Source organism: Nocardia sp. Marseille-Q1738, assembly GCF_965283145.1.
Genome location: NZ_CBDIMS010000002.1, coordinates 758481 through 774038, shown reverse-complemented (window position 1 = coordinate 774038; position 15558 = coordinate 758481). Strand labels below are relative to the sequence as shown.

Here is a 15558-nt window from a genome sequence, read left to right as displayed (position 1 = left end):
CGAGGGTGGGACCAGCCGGCGATTCCCTGTTCCGAACGCGCTGCCGCGAACCCAAAAGCTGTTGAGCTCGATCGAACAGCGCCGTTACGAACAAGCACGGGTGGCGCGCGAAGTCGGTCCGTGCACGCACAGACCGCTCGATCAGTTTACGGCCTGGGGGCGGCCAGACCTAAATCGGTCCGATCCAAAGCCTTCGACCAGGTGGAACACTTAATTTTCACAGGCGAGGAGGTTATCCACATTCCGCGATTCGCCCCCTCGGAAGCGTCTGCGCCGCAGGAGAGTGGAGGCATGAAACCGCTCTCCACAACGACGACGTTGCTGATCCCGCTGTTGTTCGTCCTCGGCCTCGTCACCGCGCCACCGGTCGCGGCGCATCCATACATCGCGGAATATGCGCCCGGGGCGTGCGCGGGTTCCGTCTGCCTCCCATCCGTACCCGGACTGCTGCGCCGCGCGCCGTTCCGGTTCCGGCAATCCGACACGGACACGGACACCGAGGGCGAGCGTCCTGCCGCCAGGGCTGCGTCATCAGGGGTCTCCTCGTGTGAGCAGGCCGGATCCGCATGTACCGCCCGGATGGCTCCTCTGGCCGTCTCGACCGGGTTCCGATGACTCCGTCGAACGGCACGCGGGTACGTCGGCATCTCGCGTCGGTGGTGGGACTCGGCGTCGTCGCGGTGGTCTCGATGGAGCCGATGGCCACCGCGGCACCCGAGGGCCGGTTCGGCTGGCCGCTGCAACCGCGGCCCGCGGTGGTGCGGCGCTTCGACAAGCCCGCGCACGACTGGCTGCCGGGGCACCGCGGGGTCGACCTGGCCGGATCCGAGGGGCAGGCCGTGCTCGCCGCGGGGGAAGGGATAGTCGTGTTCGCGGGAACGGTGGCCGACAAGCCCGTCGTGTCGATTGATCATCCTGGCGGCCTTCGCACGACCTACGAGCCGGTCCGCGCCGAGGTCCCGGTGGGCAGGCGAGTCGGGCGCGGCACCAGAATCGGCGCGCTGGAGTCCGGTCACCCGGGCTGCGCGACGCCGTGCCTGCACTGGGGCGCGCGTGCTGAGGGCGGTGGGCGTCACGGGCGCGAATATCTGGACCCGCTCGGCCTGCTCCGTCTGACTCCTCTGCGACTCAAACCCGTGGCGAGGCCGTCCGCGTCGTCATTCCGGGACAGCCGACGACGTTCCGGCCGAGCTCGTCCATGCGTTCGTCCGGCGAAGCACCGGCGCGTAGCGAGAGGTTCGCGGGGCGCCCGGCCGGTCACTTTCGTCGATACGGGGCTTCCGTAGGTGCCGTCAGCGCTCGACAGCGGCCGAACCCCGGGGAGCGGCGAATCGCCGGGGCGAAGTTCGAAGTGGCGGGGCCGCACCGTGGGAGGTGAAGATCGACGCATGGAGGATGGGCGCGGCGGGCCACCGTTCACGTATCGCGAAGTGGGTGCGACCAGGGGTGTGCTGCCCGAGGGGTATCACCGGTTTCGGCTGCGACGTCCGATCGGCCGGGGGCGCGCGTTGTTCGAGCACGCGGGCGCCGAGATCCTGGCGTATCGGATGCAGAAGGGCACCGGGATCTTCCGATACGCCGACACCCCGACGGCCGAGCCGGGCAGCGCCATCACCGTGCGGCTGGGTGCCGGTCCGGTGGGGATCACCGCGCCGTGCCGCGTGGTGTACGTGCTCGATGAACCCGACCGGCGAGGTTTCGCCTATGGGACGTTGCCGGGGCACCCGGAGGCGGGCGAGGAACTGTTCGCGGTCGAATACGATTCGGACGACGAAACCGTGTACGGGCTGGTCATCGCGTTCTCCCGCCCCGCAACCTGGTACACGCGACTCGGTGGACCGGTCGTGCGCATCATCCAGCGATTCGTCGCGGGCAGATACATCGCGGCGTTGCCGACATCCGTTTGAGCGCGGTCCGCAACCGGCTCGAATCCGCCGGGCGATTCGCCGTGTCGCGTGGACTCGTACCGCACCGAGCCGACCCCGTCGCGGGTGCGACGGCCAACCACAACTGTCGATCACCAGCCTGATCCTGGTCGGTGAGCAGGACGGCGATCCCGCACGGCCGCCCAGCAGATCGCCGCCGACCTCGACCTCCCTATCCGGGTGCCCGTTCCGCCAGAGTCACGGCGTGGAGCACGCGGGGTGGCCGCCGACCGTGGACGGTTGTTCGGCACATGCTCGGCCATTGGCACGACCGCCGGGGCCGCCGCGCCACGGGGTTCTGCGCCGCGTCGAAATCAAGATCACCCGGCGGCTCGATCCTGAGCCGGCCGATCGGAAACGTGGCGGTGCAACGAGTTACAGCAGGTCGGTCAGTGCCTTCGCCTCGGCGTGCAGTGTCGCGGCGCGGTCGGTCTGGCCGAGTGACTCGTATTGTTCAGCGACCGTGAGTCGTTCGGTGACCTCCGCCCGCACGATCCGTTCGACGTCCTGTTCGGTCAGTTCCCGCCGCGCGACTTCGGCGACACCGAGCCCGGTCGCGCTGCGTTCCAGCGCACCCGCCCGATGCTCGGCGACGTCAACGGCCTCGGCGTTGTCGACGGCGCCCAGCGCCGAGCGCAGCGCCGAAACAGCCGCCCGGTCACGAGATTTCATGGCGGCGGACAATCCCGCACGCAGACGCTCGCGCAACGGAGGACGGTCGATCGACTCGGTGGACATGAGCACCACGGTAGGGAAACGCTCGCCAGGGATCGACCGATTTTCCGCGCATACTCCCGGCCGATCGATCACGCGGGTTTTGCAGGCCGACCCCAATAGTGGGCAGCGACATGACGCACGCGCCGACAATTACGGCGTGACGATGGCGAAATCGGGGTCCGGCGCGTCGAAGATGTTGACCAGTTCGGCCAGTTTGGTGACATCTCCGTCGATGACGATGTCGCCGGCGGCCGCGGCGACGCCGAAGTCCTCGCCGGCCAACAGCACTCGGATCAGCGTGGCCTTGGTCAGGGTGAACATGGCGTCGGGTTCGGGGAGAGTCATGCCGGGGGCGACATCGAAGTGGGTGAGGCGCCCGTTGCGCAGTTCGAGCCGATGGGTCCGGTCCTCGTCGGTGAGGATCCAATCCGTCACCAGCCGATGGTCCCACGCCTTCGGCCCATCGACGCGCAACGCCAAGGCGTCGAAGATCTGGTCGACGGTCAGCGCGGCGGCCACGGTCGGCGATTCGGCCTTGGTCGGCGTGCCGAACGAGCCGTAGCGCAGCTCGTAGGCTCCGCTGAGATAGAAGTTGCGCCAGGTCGCGTTCTCCGCGCCATAACCGAGTTGCTCGAAGGTGCTGGCCTGCAATTCCTTCGCGGCGTCGTTGTCCGGCTCGGCGAAGATGACGTAGTTGAGCACCTGCGCCACCCACCGGTAGTCCCCGGCGTCGTACGAGGCCTGCGCCTTGCGCAGCACTTCGTCCGCGCCGCCCATGAATTCGACGTGCCGCCGCGCGGATTCGACCGGCGGGTGCTCCCAGAGATGGGCGGGGTTGCCGTCGAACCAGCCCATGTAACGCTGGTAGATGGCCTTGACGTTGTGACTGACCGAGCCGTAGTACCCGCGCGCGTGCCACGCCTGCTCGACGGCCGGTGGCAGCGTCAGCATTTCGGCGATCTCCGCGCCGACGTACCCCTGGTTCAGCAGCCGCACGGTCTGGTCGTGCAGGTACCCGTATAGATCACGTTGCAGCGCGAGATACTCCACCAGCCGGGACGTGCCCCAGGTGGGCCAGTGATGCGACGCGAAGACCACGTCGGACTCGCGGGCGAAGAGATTGATCGCCTCGGTCAGGTACTTCGCCCAGACGTGCGCGTCGCGCACCAGCGCGCCGCGCAGCGTGAGCACGTTGTGCATGGTGTGGGTCGCGTTCTCCGCCATGCACAGCGCGCGACGGTCGGGGAAGTAGAAGTTCATCTCCGCGGGCGCTTCGGTGCCGGGCGTGAGCTGGAAGACCATCCGTATCCCGTCGACCGTCTCCTCCTGTCCGGTCGAGGTGATGTCGACCGTCGGGGTGATCAGCGTGACGGTGCCGACCGAGGTCGTCTGGCCGAGTCCGGCCCCCACCGCGCCGAGCGGGCCGCGCGGCAGCACAGCGCCGTACATGTACCCCGCACGGCGCGCCATCGCCGTGCCCGCGTAAATGTTCTCGGCCACCGCATGTTCCAGGAATCCCGCGGGGGCCAGCACCGGACAGCGGCCGGCCGCGACCTCGTCGGCGGTCGTGACACCCCACGCGCCGCCGAAATGGTCGGCGTGCGAATGGGTGTAGATCAGGCCGGTCACCGGACGGTCGCCGCGGTGCGCGCGGTAGAGCGCGAGACCCGCCGCCGCCGTCTCCGCGGAGATCAGTGGATCGATCACCAGGACACCGGTTTTCCCTTCGACCAGTGTCATATTGGAGATGTCCAGCCCGCGGATCTGGTAGATGCCCTCCGTGACCTCGAACAGGCCCTGTTTCAGGACCAGCCCGGACTGTCGCCAGAGGCTGGGATGGACCGACGCCGGGCAGGGTTCCCGCAGGAAGGCGTAGGAGTCGTTGTCCCACACCACGGTTCCGTCTTCGGAGGTGACCACGCCGGGATCGAGCGCGGCGATGAATCCGCGTTCCGCGTCGGCGGGATCGGCGGTGTCGTCCGATGGCAGCGCGGCGGCGGCACGCTGGTGCTCCGCGATGATGAAGCCGCTCGGCTCACTCGCTGTGCTCATTGTCGTCCTCCTCACGTGTCGACCAACCATGCTGTCCCCTGCCATTCACGGCCGTGGATCGAGAAAACCGGCTGCGGCGGCCACGACCGCGACGACGGCGATCGCCACCGCCGACGCGGCGACAATGCGATGACCGTGTGTGTACCGGCCTTGACGCAGACTGCGATTGCGCAGGTAGCAGGCCACTGCCAGCGCCACCATCGCGAATGCGGCAGCGATGGGCGCGATCGCGGCCGGACGCCATCCACTGTCTAGGGCGTCGTGCAGGAACAGCGTGCCGACCACCATCGACGCCACCGCGGTGCGCCGCCAGGCCAGTGCGGTACGTTCGGCGGCCAGATGCGGCGCGTTCATCGCAGCAGCACCGCCAGGCCCGCCAGCACGGACACGATCGCGATGCCAGCCGACAGGATCGGCACCAGCACCGTGTCCGGCAACGGGCTGCCCTGCCGCATGGCCACGCCGACACGCCGCCAGTGCGCGTACGCGCCGACCGCGACCACCGCCGCCAAAACCAGGCAGCTCAACGCGATCGCGCGCCGGAGCCCGGCCATCCGGAACGACTGCACCAGCGTGTGCACCGCGACACCACCGGCGAGCAGACCCAGCGAGGTCCGCATCCAGGCCAGGAAGGTGCGTTCGTTCGCGAGCGTGAAGCGGTAGTCGAGTTCCTCTTCGCCCTCTTCCGATTCGGCATCGGGGTTCGGCAGCGTCACGCCGCCTCGGCTCGGCTCGCAGGAAACCCAGCATCGGCGCATGCGCGGTTTGTGGGACTTGACCGCTCTCGGGCCACCGACGCTTGCGGCACTGCCTCGTCCGGCCGGCCCGGTTCACAGCCGTGATCGACAGCACTGCGCTGGTCGGCGGCGATCACGGGCATCACTCCATCGCTCGTAGCGTTGGCAAACGATCCGCTACGTCAGCGTAACCGGAGGCCCCGAGGCCGTCCACGCTCCCAGCCCGCCCGTGACCCGCTGGTTATGTGCGGGCTATGTCAGATCGGGACCGCATCCTCGAACGTCATGGCCAGGCGTGAGACAGCCGATGAGATCAGCGCGCGCCGCGGCAGACCGATCGACCGCAATTCTTCCGCAATCTTGTGGTCGCCCAAGGTCAGCTCCGCCCCACCGAGACGTGCACGCATACCGGAGGGCCGCATCTGCCACCGCGTGCAGCGAGTGATCCCGTCGATGTGCGAGTAGGCGTCGAAGGAGGACGCGGTCGCGCGGCCGCCCGGTGTCATGAGCCCGGGGCGAATCGTGAGATCCGCGATCAACTGTCCGTTCTGGTGCAGCGCACCGCTGCGCGTCCGGCCCTCGTGATCGACGACGAACTCGGCGAGTTCCTTGGGGAATCCCCAGATACCCCGGCCCGCGGCCAGCGTGAAATCGCCGTCGACGGGCAGCCGATGGATCAACACTCCGGCCCGTCCGGTCGCCAGGTCTTTCAGGTCACCGAATCCCGATGCCGCACTCGCCATGTGGTGGCGAACCATGAACGAGACGCCGAACTCGTTGTAGGGGCCGAGATCGCCGTCCACGTAGTCGACGAACACCAGCGTGCACATCGCGCGTCCGCCCGGCAGCCGCAGGACGCGCAGGCCGGAGTAGTCGATGAGCCGTTGCGCCGCCGCGGCGGGCACCAGATAGGTCGCCATGAACGCGTGCGCGAGCCGGATGCGCACCGGCATCCGTACTTCGCGGCCGAGAACCGTGTGCGTGCTCACGTCAACGCCTTTCCGCGCGTCGGCGTAGCCGTGCGCCGCGTGGTCATGCGGAGGGGTTCCGCCCGATCATGTCTATAGAACACGTATCAGATAATGGGCCACGATACTGCTCAAATGCCGACGTTTCTTTAGTAGAACTTGTTTCAAGTTTGCGTCGGGACGCGTAGCCCCGAGCGGCTACCCGGATCCCGGCGAATTGCGCAGGCGGGCCTCCAAACCGTCGAGCACGCAGAGCAGGCCGAAATCGAAGGCCATCGCCCGCGCGACCTCCTGATCCCTCGGCGCGGTAGCCCGGTAATCCGCGAGCATGTCGGGATAGTCGGCGGCAAGCTGCTCCATGACGCCCAGCATGCCGTCGGTGTCCATCTCGGCCCCGCCCGAGGCCTTCTGCCATGCGATCTCCGGAATCACTTGGCCCAGCACGAAACCCATCACCGTTCCCCCGGCCAGATAGATGTCCACACCTCGGAAACCCGCCTGGACGAACGCGCGCCGCAGGCGATCGCTCAGCTGTAACGAGTTCGGACCGATGCTGGGCAGCTGCCCGACCAGCGACGCCATCCACGGGTGGGCCCGGATCGTCGCGCGCAAACTGTAGGCGAAGGCGGTCAGCAGCTCACGCCAGGACGCCTGCTCGGGATCCGGGGTCTGCACCATGCCCCAGAACTGGTCGAGCACCAGCTCGAGCAACTCCTCCTTGTTCGCGACATACCAGTAGAGGCTGGTCGCGCCCGCGCCGAGCTTCGCGCCGAGCTTGCGCATGCTCAGCGACTCCAGCCCCTCGGCGTCGAGGATCTCGACAGCCGCGGTGATGATCTGCTCGCGGCGCAACCCCGACGTCTTGGGCTGGCGCGGTTCCCGGGTCCATACCGAGCTGAACTGCTTGGTCACCCCTAGATCCTATATTCCCTCGCACACTGTTCGAGTTTCTCGTACGCTGTGCGAGTGGAATCGAACGTTGTACGAGACCCGCGCCGCTGGTGGGTCCTCGGAGTTTTGTGTCTGTCGTTGCTGGTGCTGATGCTCGACAGCACCGTGCTCAATCTCGCGATCCCGTCCCTGATCCGGGAGCTGAACGCCACACCATCGGACGTGCAGTGGATCCTGGACGCCTATGTGCTGGTTTTCGCCGGGCTCCTGCTCACCGCCGGAAGCCTGTCCGACCGGTTCGGCAGGCGGCGCGCACTGATCACCGGGCTGGCCCTGTTCGGCGTGGCGTCACTGGCCGCCGTGCTGGCCACCGAGCCGTGGCAGGTCGTCGCCGCCCGCGCGGCGATGGGCGTCGGCGGCTCGCTGCTGATGCCGTCGACCCTGTCGATCCTGATGACCACCTTCGCCGAGGACGAACGCCGCACGGCGATGGCGGCGTGGTCGACGGTCTCGATGGTCGGCATCGTCGCCGGACCGACACTGGGTGGCTTTCTGCTCGAGCACTATTGGTGGGGTTCGGTGTTCCTGCTGAACATCCCGGTGGCGGTACTCGCGATCGTGGCGGCCGTGGTACTGATGCCGGAGACCACCGGCGAGCAGCGACCCGTCGACCTCGTCGGCGTGCTGTTGTCCATCGTGGCGCTCAGCGCGACCGTCTACGTGATCATCGAGCGGGAATGGAACATCGGCATGATCGCGCTGGCCGCGGTGACGGCCCTCGCGTTCGTCGCGTGGGAGAGCCGGTCGGCGCATCCGATGCTGCCGTTGGCGGTTTTCCGCAGCCGGGATTTCACCGGCACCTGCTTCACCCTGCTGCTGATGGTCTTCGGCATGGGCGCGGTCATGCTGATGCTCACCCAATACCTGCAGTTCGTGCTCGGCTACGGACCGATGAAGGCCGGTCTGGCGCTGCTGCCCTACGCCGTGGCCGCGGCCGTCTGCAACGGCCTCGGCGCGACCCTCGGAAAGACCCTGAGCAACAAGACGCTCATCGTCTCCGGTCTGCTCGTCATGGGCGCGGCGTTCGGCATCCTGGCCGTGGCGAGCGGGTACTTGGGGATCCTGGCCAGCATGCTGGTGATGGGCATCGGCGGCGGTTTGGCGGGACCGGCCGCGTACGCGGCCATCATGAGCGCCATCCCACTCGAACACGCCGGTGTCGGCTCCGCGATGAACGACACGCTGCAGCAGGTCGGTATGGCGATCAGCATCGCGATCCTGGGGAGCGTGCTGGCGGGAGTGTTCACCTCGAACATGCCCGCGGACGCCCCCGACGCGGCGCGCGAGTCCATCGGCGCGGCGTTCCTGCTCGGCTACATCGAGCCCGCCAAGGACGCCTTCACCGCCGCCATGTCCACCGGCGCCTGGATCAGCGCTGGATTCAGCATCGCTGCCGCTCTGCTCGGCGCGGCATTGCTGCGCGCGCGACGGGCGGAAGCGACCGAGCAGCCCGAGCCTGCCGCGGTGACGAACGGATAATCGGTGTCGACGGGGCCGCGGTGGTGGTTGAGCATCCATCGCGGCGCCGCCGACCGAACGCCGATCGGCACCGGATAGCAACAATCTCGGCATTCTGCTTCACCCGGGATGAATTATTCCGACCCGGGGGCTGATGGTCTCCTGCGCGCCCTCCGAGCAGAGTTGGTGGTGTGTTCGCATTCTGCCGGCCTTCAGTACACGAGGGCTTGTGAATCAATCAGTCGCAGGAGACATCATGATCACGACTAAAATGCGCGCAACGGCGGCGGCGGTAGCGGTCGCACCGGTCATCGCCCTCGGTTCCGGATTTGCTTCCGCGGCCCCGGACGTATCCCCGGTTCCCGTAGATAATTCGGCCGTTCCGACTCAGGTCGAGCCCGCCACCTTGGGCCTGATCTGGCCTCTGGGCATTTTCTGTGCCCCGTTGCTGCTTCTTCCGCCGGTCGTCAACGCGTTCGCAGTGTTCGTGTGCGCCATTTGACCGCACTCGACACAAGCGCGTTGAGGACGAGAGCGCCCCGGGCATCGTAACCCCGAGGCGCCTCGTCTCTGCCAATCCCCGACCGGGCTCCACGTCGGGGGACGGATGACGATAATTGTCCGGCCCACCGACGCGCCCGGTAGGGGAACGCGTGTATATCTATTCGGCAAACGCGCGGACATATATCCGTGAAGCATGGACAAGTGCGGTTCAATCATCGAATGGCCATGTTGAGGAAACTCGTGGGCGCTGCCGCGGCACTCGCATCGGTCGCGACGCTGTTCGGGGCGCAATCAGGTGCTGCGCACGCCCAGGCCGGGCCTGTGCTGGGCGGCGGCTCCGGCATTGTCGTCGGCGGTCAGAATATCTGCACCCTTACCACGATCGGGCACGACTCCGGCGGTCGGCTGGTCGGGTTCACCGCTGCTCACTGTGGTGAACCGGGAGCGACGGTCGCGGCCGAAGCCAACCGTGGCGGCGGCGTGGTCGGCACCTTCGCCTACACCGACAGCGCTCAGGACTACGCGGTGATCGTGTTCGACCAGGGCAAGGTCACGCCCGTGAACACCGTGGGCGGCACGACGATCACCGGCGTGGGCGGACCCCCGCGATTCCCGGACATCGTCTGCAAAGAAGGTCGGACCACCGGCCGGACCTGCGGGTTGACCTACGGCGACGCGTTCACGTACGGCAATGCGACCTGGACCCAGGCATGTGTCGCGGAGGGCGATTCCGGCGGGCCGGTCGTAGTCGGGACAACACTGGTCGGCATGGTCAACGGCTACTTGGGCGTGCCGTGCCTCGGTCCGGAGATCGGCGTGAACATCACAGACATCCTGAACGACGCGAACGCGCGCGGCGACGCTGGAGCGGGCTTCCGGCCGATCTAGCCGGGCACCGTGCCGGCCACGCGTTCGCCGAGATCGTCCAGCCGTAGTAGTCACCGCTCGTGCTCGACTATCACGCCGCTTTCGATCGCGCGTTCGACCAAGAACGAGCGCTTCTGATTCGGCGGCAAGGCCGGGACGCGGAATTTGTCGAACAGCGCCCGCATGTGCGTCTTGACCGTTGAGACGGTCAGGCACAAATCGTGCGCGATCTGACTGTTCGACGCGGGGTACGAATACGCGTTCCGAGCGTCGTACGGGCGGCAGAGCGCCTCCAGAACCAGATATTGGGCATCGGTCAGCGAATTCCGGTTCGGCAGCGCGGAAAGGGCGATCGTCATTTCCTCTTCGGACGAGGTGCCGTCGCGGAAAACGAGCAGTGATCGGCCCACCCGAATCCGGTCGCCGGAGCTGAGTTTCCGGCGCCCGCCCACACGTTCGCCGTTGACGAAAGTTCCGTTCTTCGACAGCCCGTCATCGATGATGACCCAACAGTCGCAGACTCGTTCGATGATGGCGTGCAGACGAGAAACGGTCGCGTCGGCTGTCACGGTGATATCGGCCGCGCTCGACCGCCCGATTGTGACGGTGGGCGTGTCACCATTCAAGGGAATCTCACGCCATGTTCCCCGCCCCGTCGGCTGGGATAGCGCCGACTCCGCGCCCGACGGCGGTCTCGCGGGCTGGCCTACCAGTGAGTACAGTCCGCGATACAAGGCCTGTGGTCCGCTTGACGTAGACATCGCCTGTTTCCCACTCGGAGTACGTCATGGATTGCGGCGCCGATTCGCACCTTCCAGGGTGCGCCCTCGCGGCGCCGACCACACAGGAATTCAACTACTTCGCCGCGATCTTGTGCCAGGACCAGGGAAACGAATACTGGACCCCCGGATGCAGGCCCACAAAACAGACCGATAGTCGGAAATTGCCCTAGTCGAACGAGTAGTCGATGCCGACCGCAGACCAACATAGTCGGATGAGCGTGATCACCCGGCCCCGAACCGCCGCCGATATGCACGACTGCGCCGCGGCCCGCACCGATCACCCAACCCGGATGCAGGGCGTGGTGATGCCGGACGTGGTCGCGTCGGCGTTCTCGAACGGCAGTCTTGCGCAGCGTCGATTCCACGCGCATCAGCACGACCCGGCGCTTTCGAACACGGCGGGCAATGTGGATCCGCGGTGGAATCTCCCGGCCCCTACACTGCGGCGGCGGATTCTCAGGCGCGCGGGTGGGCCTGGTCGTGTGCCTTCCTCAGGCGGTCGATGGAGACATGGGTGTACAGCTGTGTGGTGGCCATGCTGGCGTGGCCGAGGAGTTCCTGGACCACACGCAGGTCGGCGCCGCCCTCCAGGAGGTGGGTCGCGGCGGTGTGCCGCAGGCCGTGCGGGCCCATATCGGGGGCGCCGGGGATAGCCGAGACCACCTCGTGCACAACGGTTCTGGCCTGGCGCTGATCGAGACGCTTGCCGCGGCGGCCGAGCAGCAGCGCGCGACCGGACTCGGCGGTGGCGAATGCGGGGCGTCCATAGCCCAGCCAGTTGCCGACGGCCTCGTCGGCGGGCGCGCCGAACGGGGCCGATCGCTCCTTGTTGCCCTTGCCGAGTACGCGGACCACGCGCCGTTCGCGATCGACATCCTCGATATCCAGCCCGCACAGCTCGCTCACCCGGATGCCGGTGGCGTAGAGCAATTCCACGATCGCCCGATCCCGCAACGCCATCGGATCGCGCTGGGCCGCACCGGATCGCGCCGCGTCCATGGCGCCGATCGCCTGCTGTGGTCCGAGCACGGCCGGGAGCACGCGATGCGCCTTCGGTGAACCCAACCGCAGCCCCGGGTCGACGGGCAGCCGCCCGGTCCTGGTGAGCCATGCGGTGAAGGTACGCGCCGAAGACGCACGCCGCGCCAGCGTCGTTCGGGCGGCGCCCGCGGCCGCCTGCCGCGCCAACCACGACCGCAACAGCAGCAGGTCCAGCTCGCGGATCGCCGAATCGGCCGACCGCAGATACAGATGGTCCAGCAGCGAGCGCGCATCCCCCAGATACGCCCGCACCGTGTGCTCCGAGCGATTCCGCCCGAGCCGCAGGTGTCTGCCGTACTCCACCAACAGCGCTTCCAGATCCTCGGGCAGTTGCTCCATTCCCCCACCGTCGCGACCGCGCCCCGGGTTGGCAAGTCACCGCGCCGAACGCGCTCCGGACTACCCTCGAGTGCGGCGGGCCGTTCGGTGCCAACCACGTTCGTCAGCCGCCACCAGACCCGCCAATTCGAGGGCCGGGAGGGTTGCGCGGACCACGGGAAGCGGCAGGCCGCACTGCTGGGCCAGCTCGAGTGGCAACCGGGAACCGATTCTCGGCAGCGCGGCGAAGACCAATGCCTCGTCCCCGGTGAGACGGTCCTCCGGATTGTCAGCCGGTCCCGTGGATCCCGGGAGGGACAGCCGGAGCGGACCCGCCTCGTCGACGACTTCTTCGGCACGGGTGACCAGGAGGGCCTCGCCGTCGCGGATCATCCGGTGACAACCCACCGAAGCCGCCGAAGTCACCGGGCCGGGTACGGCCAAGGCCGGGCGGCCGAGGCGGCGGGCCCACTTGACGGTGTTGCGGGCGCCGCTGCGCAGCCCCGCCTCCACCACGAGTACGCCGTCGGCGAGCGCGGCGATCAGGCGATTGCGGGCGAGGAATTGGTGCTTGTGCGCGGTAACTCCGGGCGGATATTCGCTGACCACCAGACCGGATGCGGCGATATCGGCCAGCAGGCGCTCATGCTGGACGGGGTACGGCCGATCGATGCCGCAGGCAAGCACGGCGATTGTCGAGCCATCCACCGCCAGGGCCGCTCGGTGCGCCATGCTGTCGATCCCGAACGCCGCACCGGACACGATGGTCCATCCTTGCGCGGCGAGATCGCCGGCTATCTCGCTGGTCACCCGGTTGCCGTACCCGGTGCTGCACCGCGCGCCGACCACCGCCACGGCGCGTTCGCTGGACTCGAGCAGGGATCGTGGGCCGCGTGCCCACAGAACGAGCGGCACGGCCCCGTCGCGGTCGCGGCCCGGTTCGAGCTGTGCGAGACCGAGCATGCGCCAGGCGGGCCATTCCGGGTCGTCCGGCGTCACCACTCGTCCGCCGATCCGGTCGATGAGCTCGAGATCACGCGCCGCGATGTCGATGTCGCGCCGCTGCGCCGTCGGTCCGCGCAACGGCTCGGGCAGCGCGCACTCCCGCACGGCACGCGCCGCCTCCACCACCCCGATCGCGTCGATCAGCGCCGACAGCGGTGCACACGGGCCCTGCACCACTCGCGACAGATACACCCAGGCCAAACGCCGCGCATCGAGATCTCCGGATGCCGGGCCGGAGAGGTTCGCGGGCACGCCATTCGCCGCGGCGACACCGTCCTCCCGCGGCGGTGCCGCGCTCATTGCGCGCCCCGCTGGCGGAAATTCAGCGCGGCCAGCACGTCCTGCGCGGACGGCACTTCTCCGCCCCGCAGGTCGCAGATGGTCCACGCGACCCGGATCGCGCGGTCCGCGCCGCGCGCGGACATGCGACCGAGACGTAAAGCCCCCTCGACGGGAGCGAGGGATTCCCGAGGCAGGCGGAACCTCTGGCGCAGGACGTGACCGGGGACTTCCGCATTGGTCAGCCACCCGTATTCGCGCCAGCGCTCGGCCGCCGCGCGCCGGGCGACGGCGACCCGACCGCGAACCACCTCGCTGCTCTCGGCGGCATCGGTACTGAACGCGGCGCCCGACTGGCCGTGCATCCGCACCCAGATGTCGATGCGGTCCATCAGCGGCCCGGACAACTTCCCGAGATAGCGGCGGCGAGCCAGCGGCGCGCAGATGCAGTCGACGTCGCGTGCCGGAGCGCACGGACAGGGGTTCGCCGCCAGCACCAGCTGGAATCGTGCCGGATACCGTGCCACACCGTCGCGCCGGGCGATGCGTACCTCCCCTTCCTCCAGCGGCGTTCGCATCGCCTCCAGCACCTTCGTGCCCAGTTCGGCGCACTCGTCGAGAAACAGCACGCCGCGGTGCGCCCGGCTGACCGCGCCGGGCCGGGCGGTCCCCGAGCCTCCACCGATCATCGCGGTCACCGACGTCGAATGGTGCGGGGCGACGAACGGTGGCACGGTGACCAGCGGATGCTCGCCGGCGAGCGTGCCCGCCATCGAATGGATCGCGGTCACCTCCAGCGCCTCGGTCTCCGTGAGCGGCGGCAACAGCCCCGGAAGACGTTGCGCCAGCATCGTTTTGCCGATCCCCGGTGGGCCGGTGAGCAGCAAGTGGTGCCCGCCCGCCGCGGCCACCTCCAGCGCCCAGCGCGCTTCGTCCTGCCCCACCACCTCGCTGAGATCGCCACCCTGACGCACCGCATCGGGTAGGTGGCCATCCGGTTCGGCGAGCGTGCCCTCCCCGCGCAGCCAGGCCACCACCCCGCGCAGGCTGCCGGCTCCGTAGACCTGGATGCCCTCCACCAGCCCGGCCTCGGCCATGGTCACCGCGGGCACCACGACGGTCGACCAACCCGCGTTGCGGGCCGCGAGCACGGCTGGCAGCACACCGCGTACCCGCCGCACCCGCCCGTCCAGCGCGAGTTCGCCGAGCAGCACCGTCTTCGCGAGCCGCTCGGAGGGGACCGCGTCGGAGGCGTCCAGCACCGCGACGGCCAGCGCGAGGTCGTAGACGCTGCCGAGCTTGGGCAACGTCGCGGGAGACAGCGCGAGGACCACCCGGCCGTCCGGCCATTTCTCCCCTGAGTTGGCCACCGCGGAGCGCACCCGGTCGCGGGATTCCTGCAACGCGGTGTCGGGCAGACCGACCAGGTGCACCGAGGGCAAGCCCTGGCCGATATCGGCCTCGATCTCGACGAGCAGACCGTCCACGCCCGTGACCGCGACGGAATGCGCCCGGCCGAGCGCCATTCAGAACAGCGCCTCGAGATGATCGATCACCGGTGGACGTCCACGCGCCACCAGCACCGACACGACGTCGAATCGAATGCGCCGCCACGGACCGTCCTGCTCGGCCAGCCACAGCAGGGCCAAGCGCCGGATACGCTGCTGCTTGATGAAGGTGACCGACTCCGCCGGGGTGCCGTAGCCGAGGCCCGAACGGGTCTTGACCTCGACGAACGCGGTCACGTCTCCGTCTCGGGCGATCAGATCCAGCTCGCCGTACCTGCACCGCCAATTCCTGGCGACGATCTCCATCCCGGCGGCGCGCAGAAACGCCGCCGCCAATTCCTCCCCGTGCGCGCCGAGCGCCTGTTTGTCAGTCACCCGGCCAGAGTGCGCCGGGCCCGAATCAGGTCAGCGTCGCCGACCTGGGCATTCAGAAAATCTGTTGATAA

At 68.3% G+C, this 15558-nt stretch carries 15 protein-coding genes and 1 pseudogene; 5 read left to right on the top strand and 11 right to left on the bottom strand.

Annotated features, from left to right (window positions below; genetic code table 11):
- Positions 1–689: 689 nt before the first annotated feature.
- A pseudogene (locus ACWPXK_RS11940) lies at positions 690–1139 on the top strand (M23 family metallopeptidase); the annotation flags it as partial.
- A 249-nt stretch (positions 1140–1388) separates the two neighbouring features.
- Positions 1389–1907, top strand: coding sequence for a DUF1990 family protein (locus ACWPXK_RS11935; RefSeq protein WP_454196113.1), 519 nt, complete (start codon positions 1389–1391; stop codon positions 1905–1907).
- 393 nt (positions 1908–2300) lie between these two features.
- Here the strand turns inward: ACWPXK_RS11935 and ACWPXK_RS11930 are convergent, their stop codons facing one another.
- From ACWPXK_RS11930 to ACWPXK_RS11905, 6 genes are all read right to left on the bottom strand, one after another.
- Positions 2301–2663, bottom strand: a complete 363-nt coding sequence (locus ACWPXK_RS11930) for a hypothetical protein (protein WP_454196112.1) — start codon at positions 2661–2663, stop codon at positions 2301–2303.
- 129 nt (positions 2664–2792) lie between these two features.
- Positions 2793–4694, bottom strand: a complete 1902-nt coding sequence (locus ACWPXK_RS11925; protein WP_454196111.1) for an alkyl/aryl-sulfatase — start codon at positions 4692–4694, stop codon at positions 2793–2795.
- 45 nt (positions 4695–4739) lie between these two features.
- Positions 4740–5048, bottom strand: coding sequence for a DUF202 domain-containing protein (locus ACWPXK_RS11920; protein ID WP_454196110.1), 309 nt, complete (start codon positions 5046–5048; stop codon positions 4740–4742).
- The gene (locus ACWPXK_RS11915; protein ID WP_454196109.1) at positions 5045–5410 is read right to left on the bottom strand and encodes a YidH family protein; all 366 of its coding nucleotides are present in this window, start codon (positions 5408–5410) and stop codon (positions 5045–5047) included. The genes ACWPXK_RS11920 and ACWPXK_RS11915 overlap by 4 nt, the downstream gene beginning before the upstream one ends.
- Before the next feature lie 278 nt (positions 5411–5688).
- A complete protein-coding gene (locus ACWPXK_RS11910) occupies positions 5689–6420 on the bottom strand; it encodes an acetoacetate decarboxylase family protein (protein WP_454196108.1) in 732 nt (243 codons plus the stop codon).
- 177 nt (positions 6421–6597) lie between these two features.
- Entirely contained in the window at positions 6598–7311 is a 714-nt protein-coding gene (locus ACWPXK_RS11905; protein WP_454196107.1) for a TetR/AcrR family transcriptional regulator, read from the bottom strand.
- A 54-nt stretch (positions 7312–7365) separates the two neighbouring features.
- Here ACWPXK_RS11905 and ACWPXK_RS11900 point away from each other — a divergent pair, with 54 nt between their 5' ends.
- From ACWPXK_RS11900 to ACWPXK_RS11890, 3 genes are all read left to right on the top strand, one after another.
- Positions 7366–8829, top strand: coding sequence for an MFS transporter (locus ACWPXK_RS11900; RefSeq protein WP_454196106.1), 1464 nt, complete (start codon positions 7366–7368; stop codon positions 8827–8829).
- Positions 8830–9064: 235 nt separating this feature from the next.
- Complete coding sequence (locus ACWPXK_RS11895; protein ID WP_454196105.1) at positions 9065–9310, top strand: hypothetical protein; 246 nt, start codon at positions 9065–9067, stop codon at positions 9308–9310.
- Between the two features lie 227 nt (positions 9311–9537).
- Positions 9538–10200, top strand: coding sequence for a serine protease (locus tag ACWPXK_RS11890; protein ID WP_454196430.1), 663 nt, complete (start codon positions 9538–9540; stop codon positions 10198–10200).
- Positions 10201–10250: 50 nt separating this feature from the next.
- Here the strand turns inward: ACWPXK_RS11890 and ACWPXK_RS11885 are convergent, their stop codons facing one another.
- From ACWPXK_RS11885 to ACWPXK_RS11865, 5 genes are all read right to left on the bottom strand, one after another.
- A complete protein-coding gene (locus ACWPXK_RS11885) occupies positions 10251–10805 on the bottom strand; it encodes an FHA domain-containing protein (protein WP_454196104.1) in 555 nt (184 codons plus the stop codon).
- Between the two features lie 612 nt (positions 10806–11417).
- Positions 11418–12341, bottom strand: a complete 924-nt coding sequence (locus tag ACWPXK_RS11880; RefSeq protein WP_454196103.1) for a tyrosine recombinase XerC — start codon at positions 12339–12341, stop codon at positions 11418–11420.
- Between the two features lie 60 nt (positions 12342–12401).
- Entirely contained in the window at positions 12402–13625 is a 1224-nt protein-coding gene (dprA, locus tag ACWPXK_RS11875) for a DNA-processing protein DprA (protein ID WP_454196102.1), read from the bottom strand.
- On the bottom strand, positions 13622–15130 hold the full coding sequence (locus ACWPXK_RS11870) for a YifB family Mg chelatase-like AAA ATPase (protein WP_454196101.1): 1509 nt from the start codon (positions 15128–15130) through the stop codon (positions 13622–13624). Before ACWPXK_RS11870 ends, dprA begins: the two co-directional genes overlap by 4 nt.
- The gene (locus tag ACWPXK_RS11865; protein WP_454196100.1) at positions 15131–15487 is read right to left on the bottom strand and encodes a YraN family protein; all 357 of its coding nucleotides are present in this window, start codon (positions 15485–15487) and stop codon (positions 15131–15133) included. It abuts the gene before it with no gap.
- Between the last annotated feature and the right edge of the window lie 71 nt (positions 15488–15558).

Coding starts and splice junctions, on each gene's coding strand:
- ACWPXK_RS11935 (WP_454196113.1), top strand. CDS start 1,389: ATGGAGGATGGGCGCGGCGGGCCACCGTTCACGTATCGCGAAGTGGGT.
- ACWPXK_RS11930 (WP_454196112.1), bottom strand. CDS start 2,663: ATGTCCACCGAGTCGATCGACCGTCCTCCGTTGCGCGAGCGTCTGCGT.
- ACWPXK_RS11925 (WP_454196111.1), bottom strand. CDS start 4,694: ATGAGCACAGCGAGTGAGCCGAGCGGCTTCATCATCGCGGAGCACCAG.
- ACWPXK_RS11920 (WP_454196110.1), bottom strand. CDS start 5,048: ATGAACGCGCCGCATCTGGCCGCCGAACGTACCGCACTGGCCTGGCGG.
- ACWPXK_RS11895 (WP_454196105.1), top strand. CDS start 9,065: ATGATCACGACTAAAATGCGCGCAACGGCGGCGGCGGTAGCGGTCGCA.
- ACWPXK_RS11890 (WP_454196430.1), top strand. CDS start 9,538: ATGTTGAGGAAACTCGTGGGCGCTGCCGCGGCACTCGCATCGGTCGCG.
- ACWPXK_RS11880 (WP_454196103.1), bottom strand. CDS start 12,341: ATGGAGCAACTGCCCGAGGATCTGGAAGCGCTGTTGGTGGAGTACGGC.
- dprA (WP_454196102.1), bottom strand. CDS start 13,625: ATGAGCGCGGCACCGCCGCGGGAGGACGGTGTCGCCGCGGCGAATGGC.
- ACWPXK_RS11870 (WP_454196101.1), bottom strand. CDS start 15,130: ATGGCGCTCGGCCGGGCGCATTCCGTCGCGGTCACGGGCGTGGACGGT.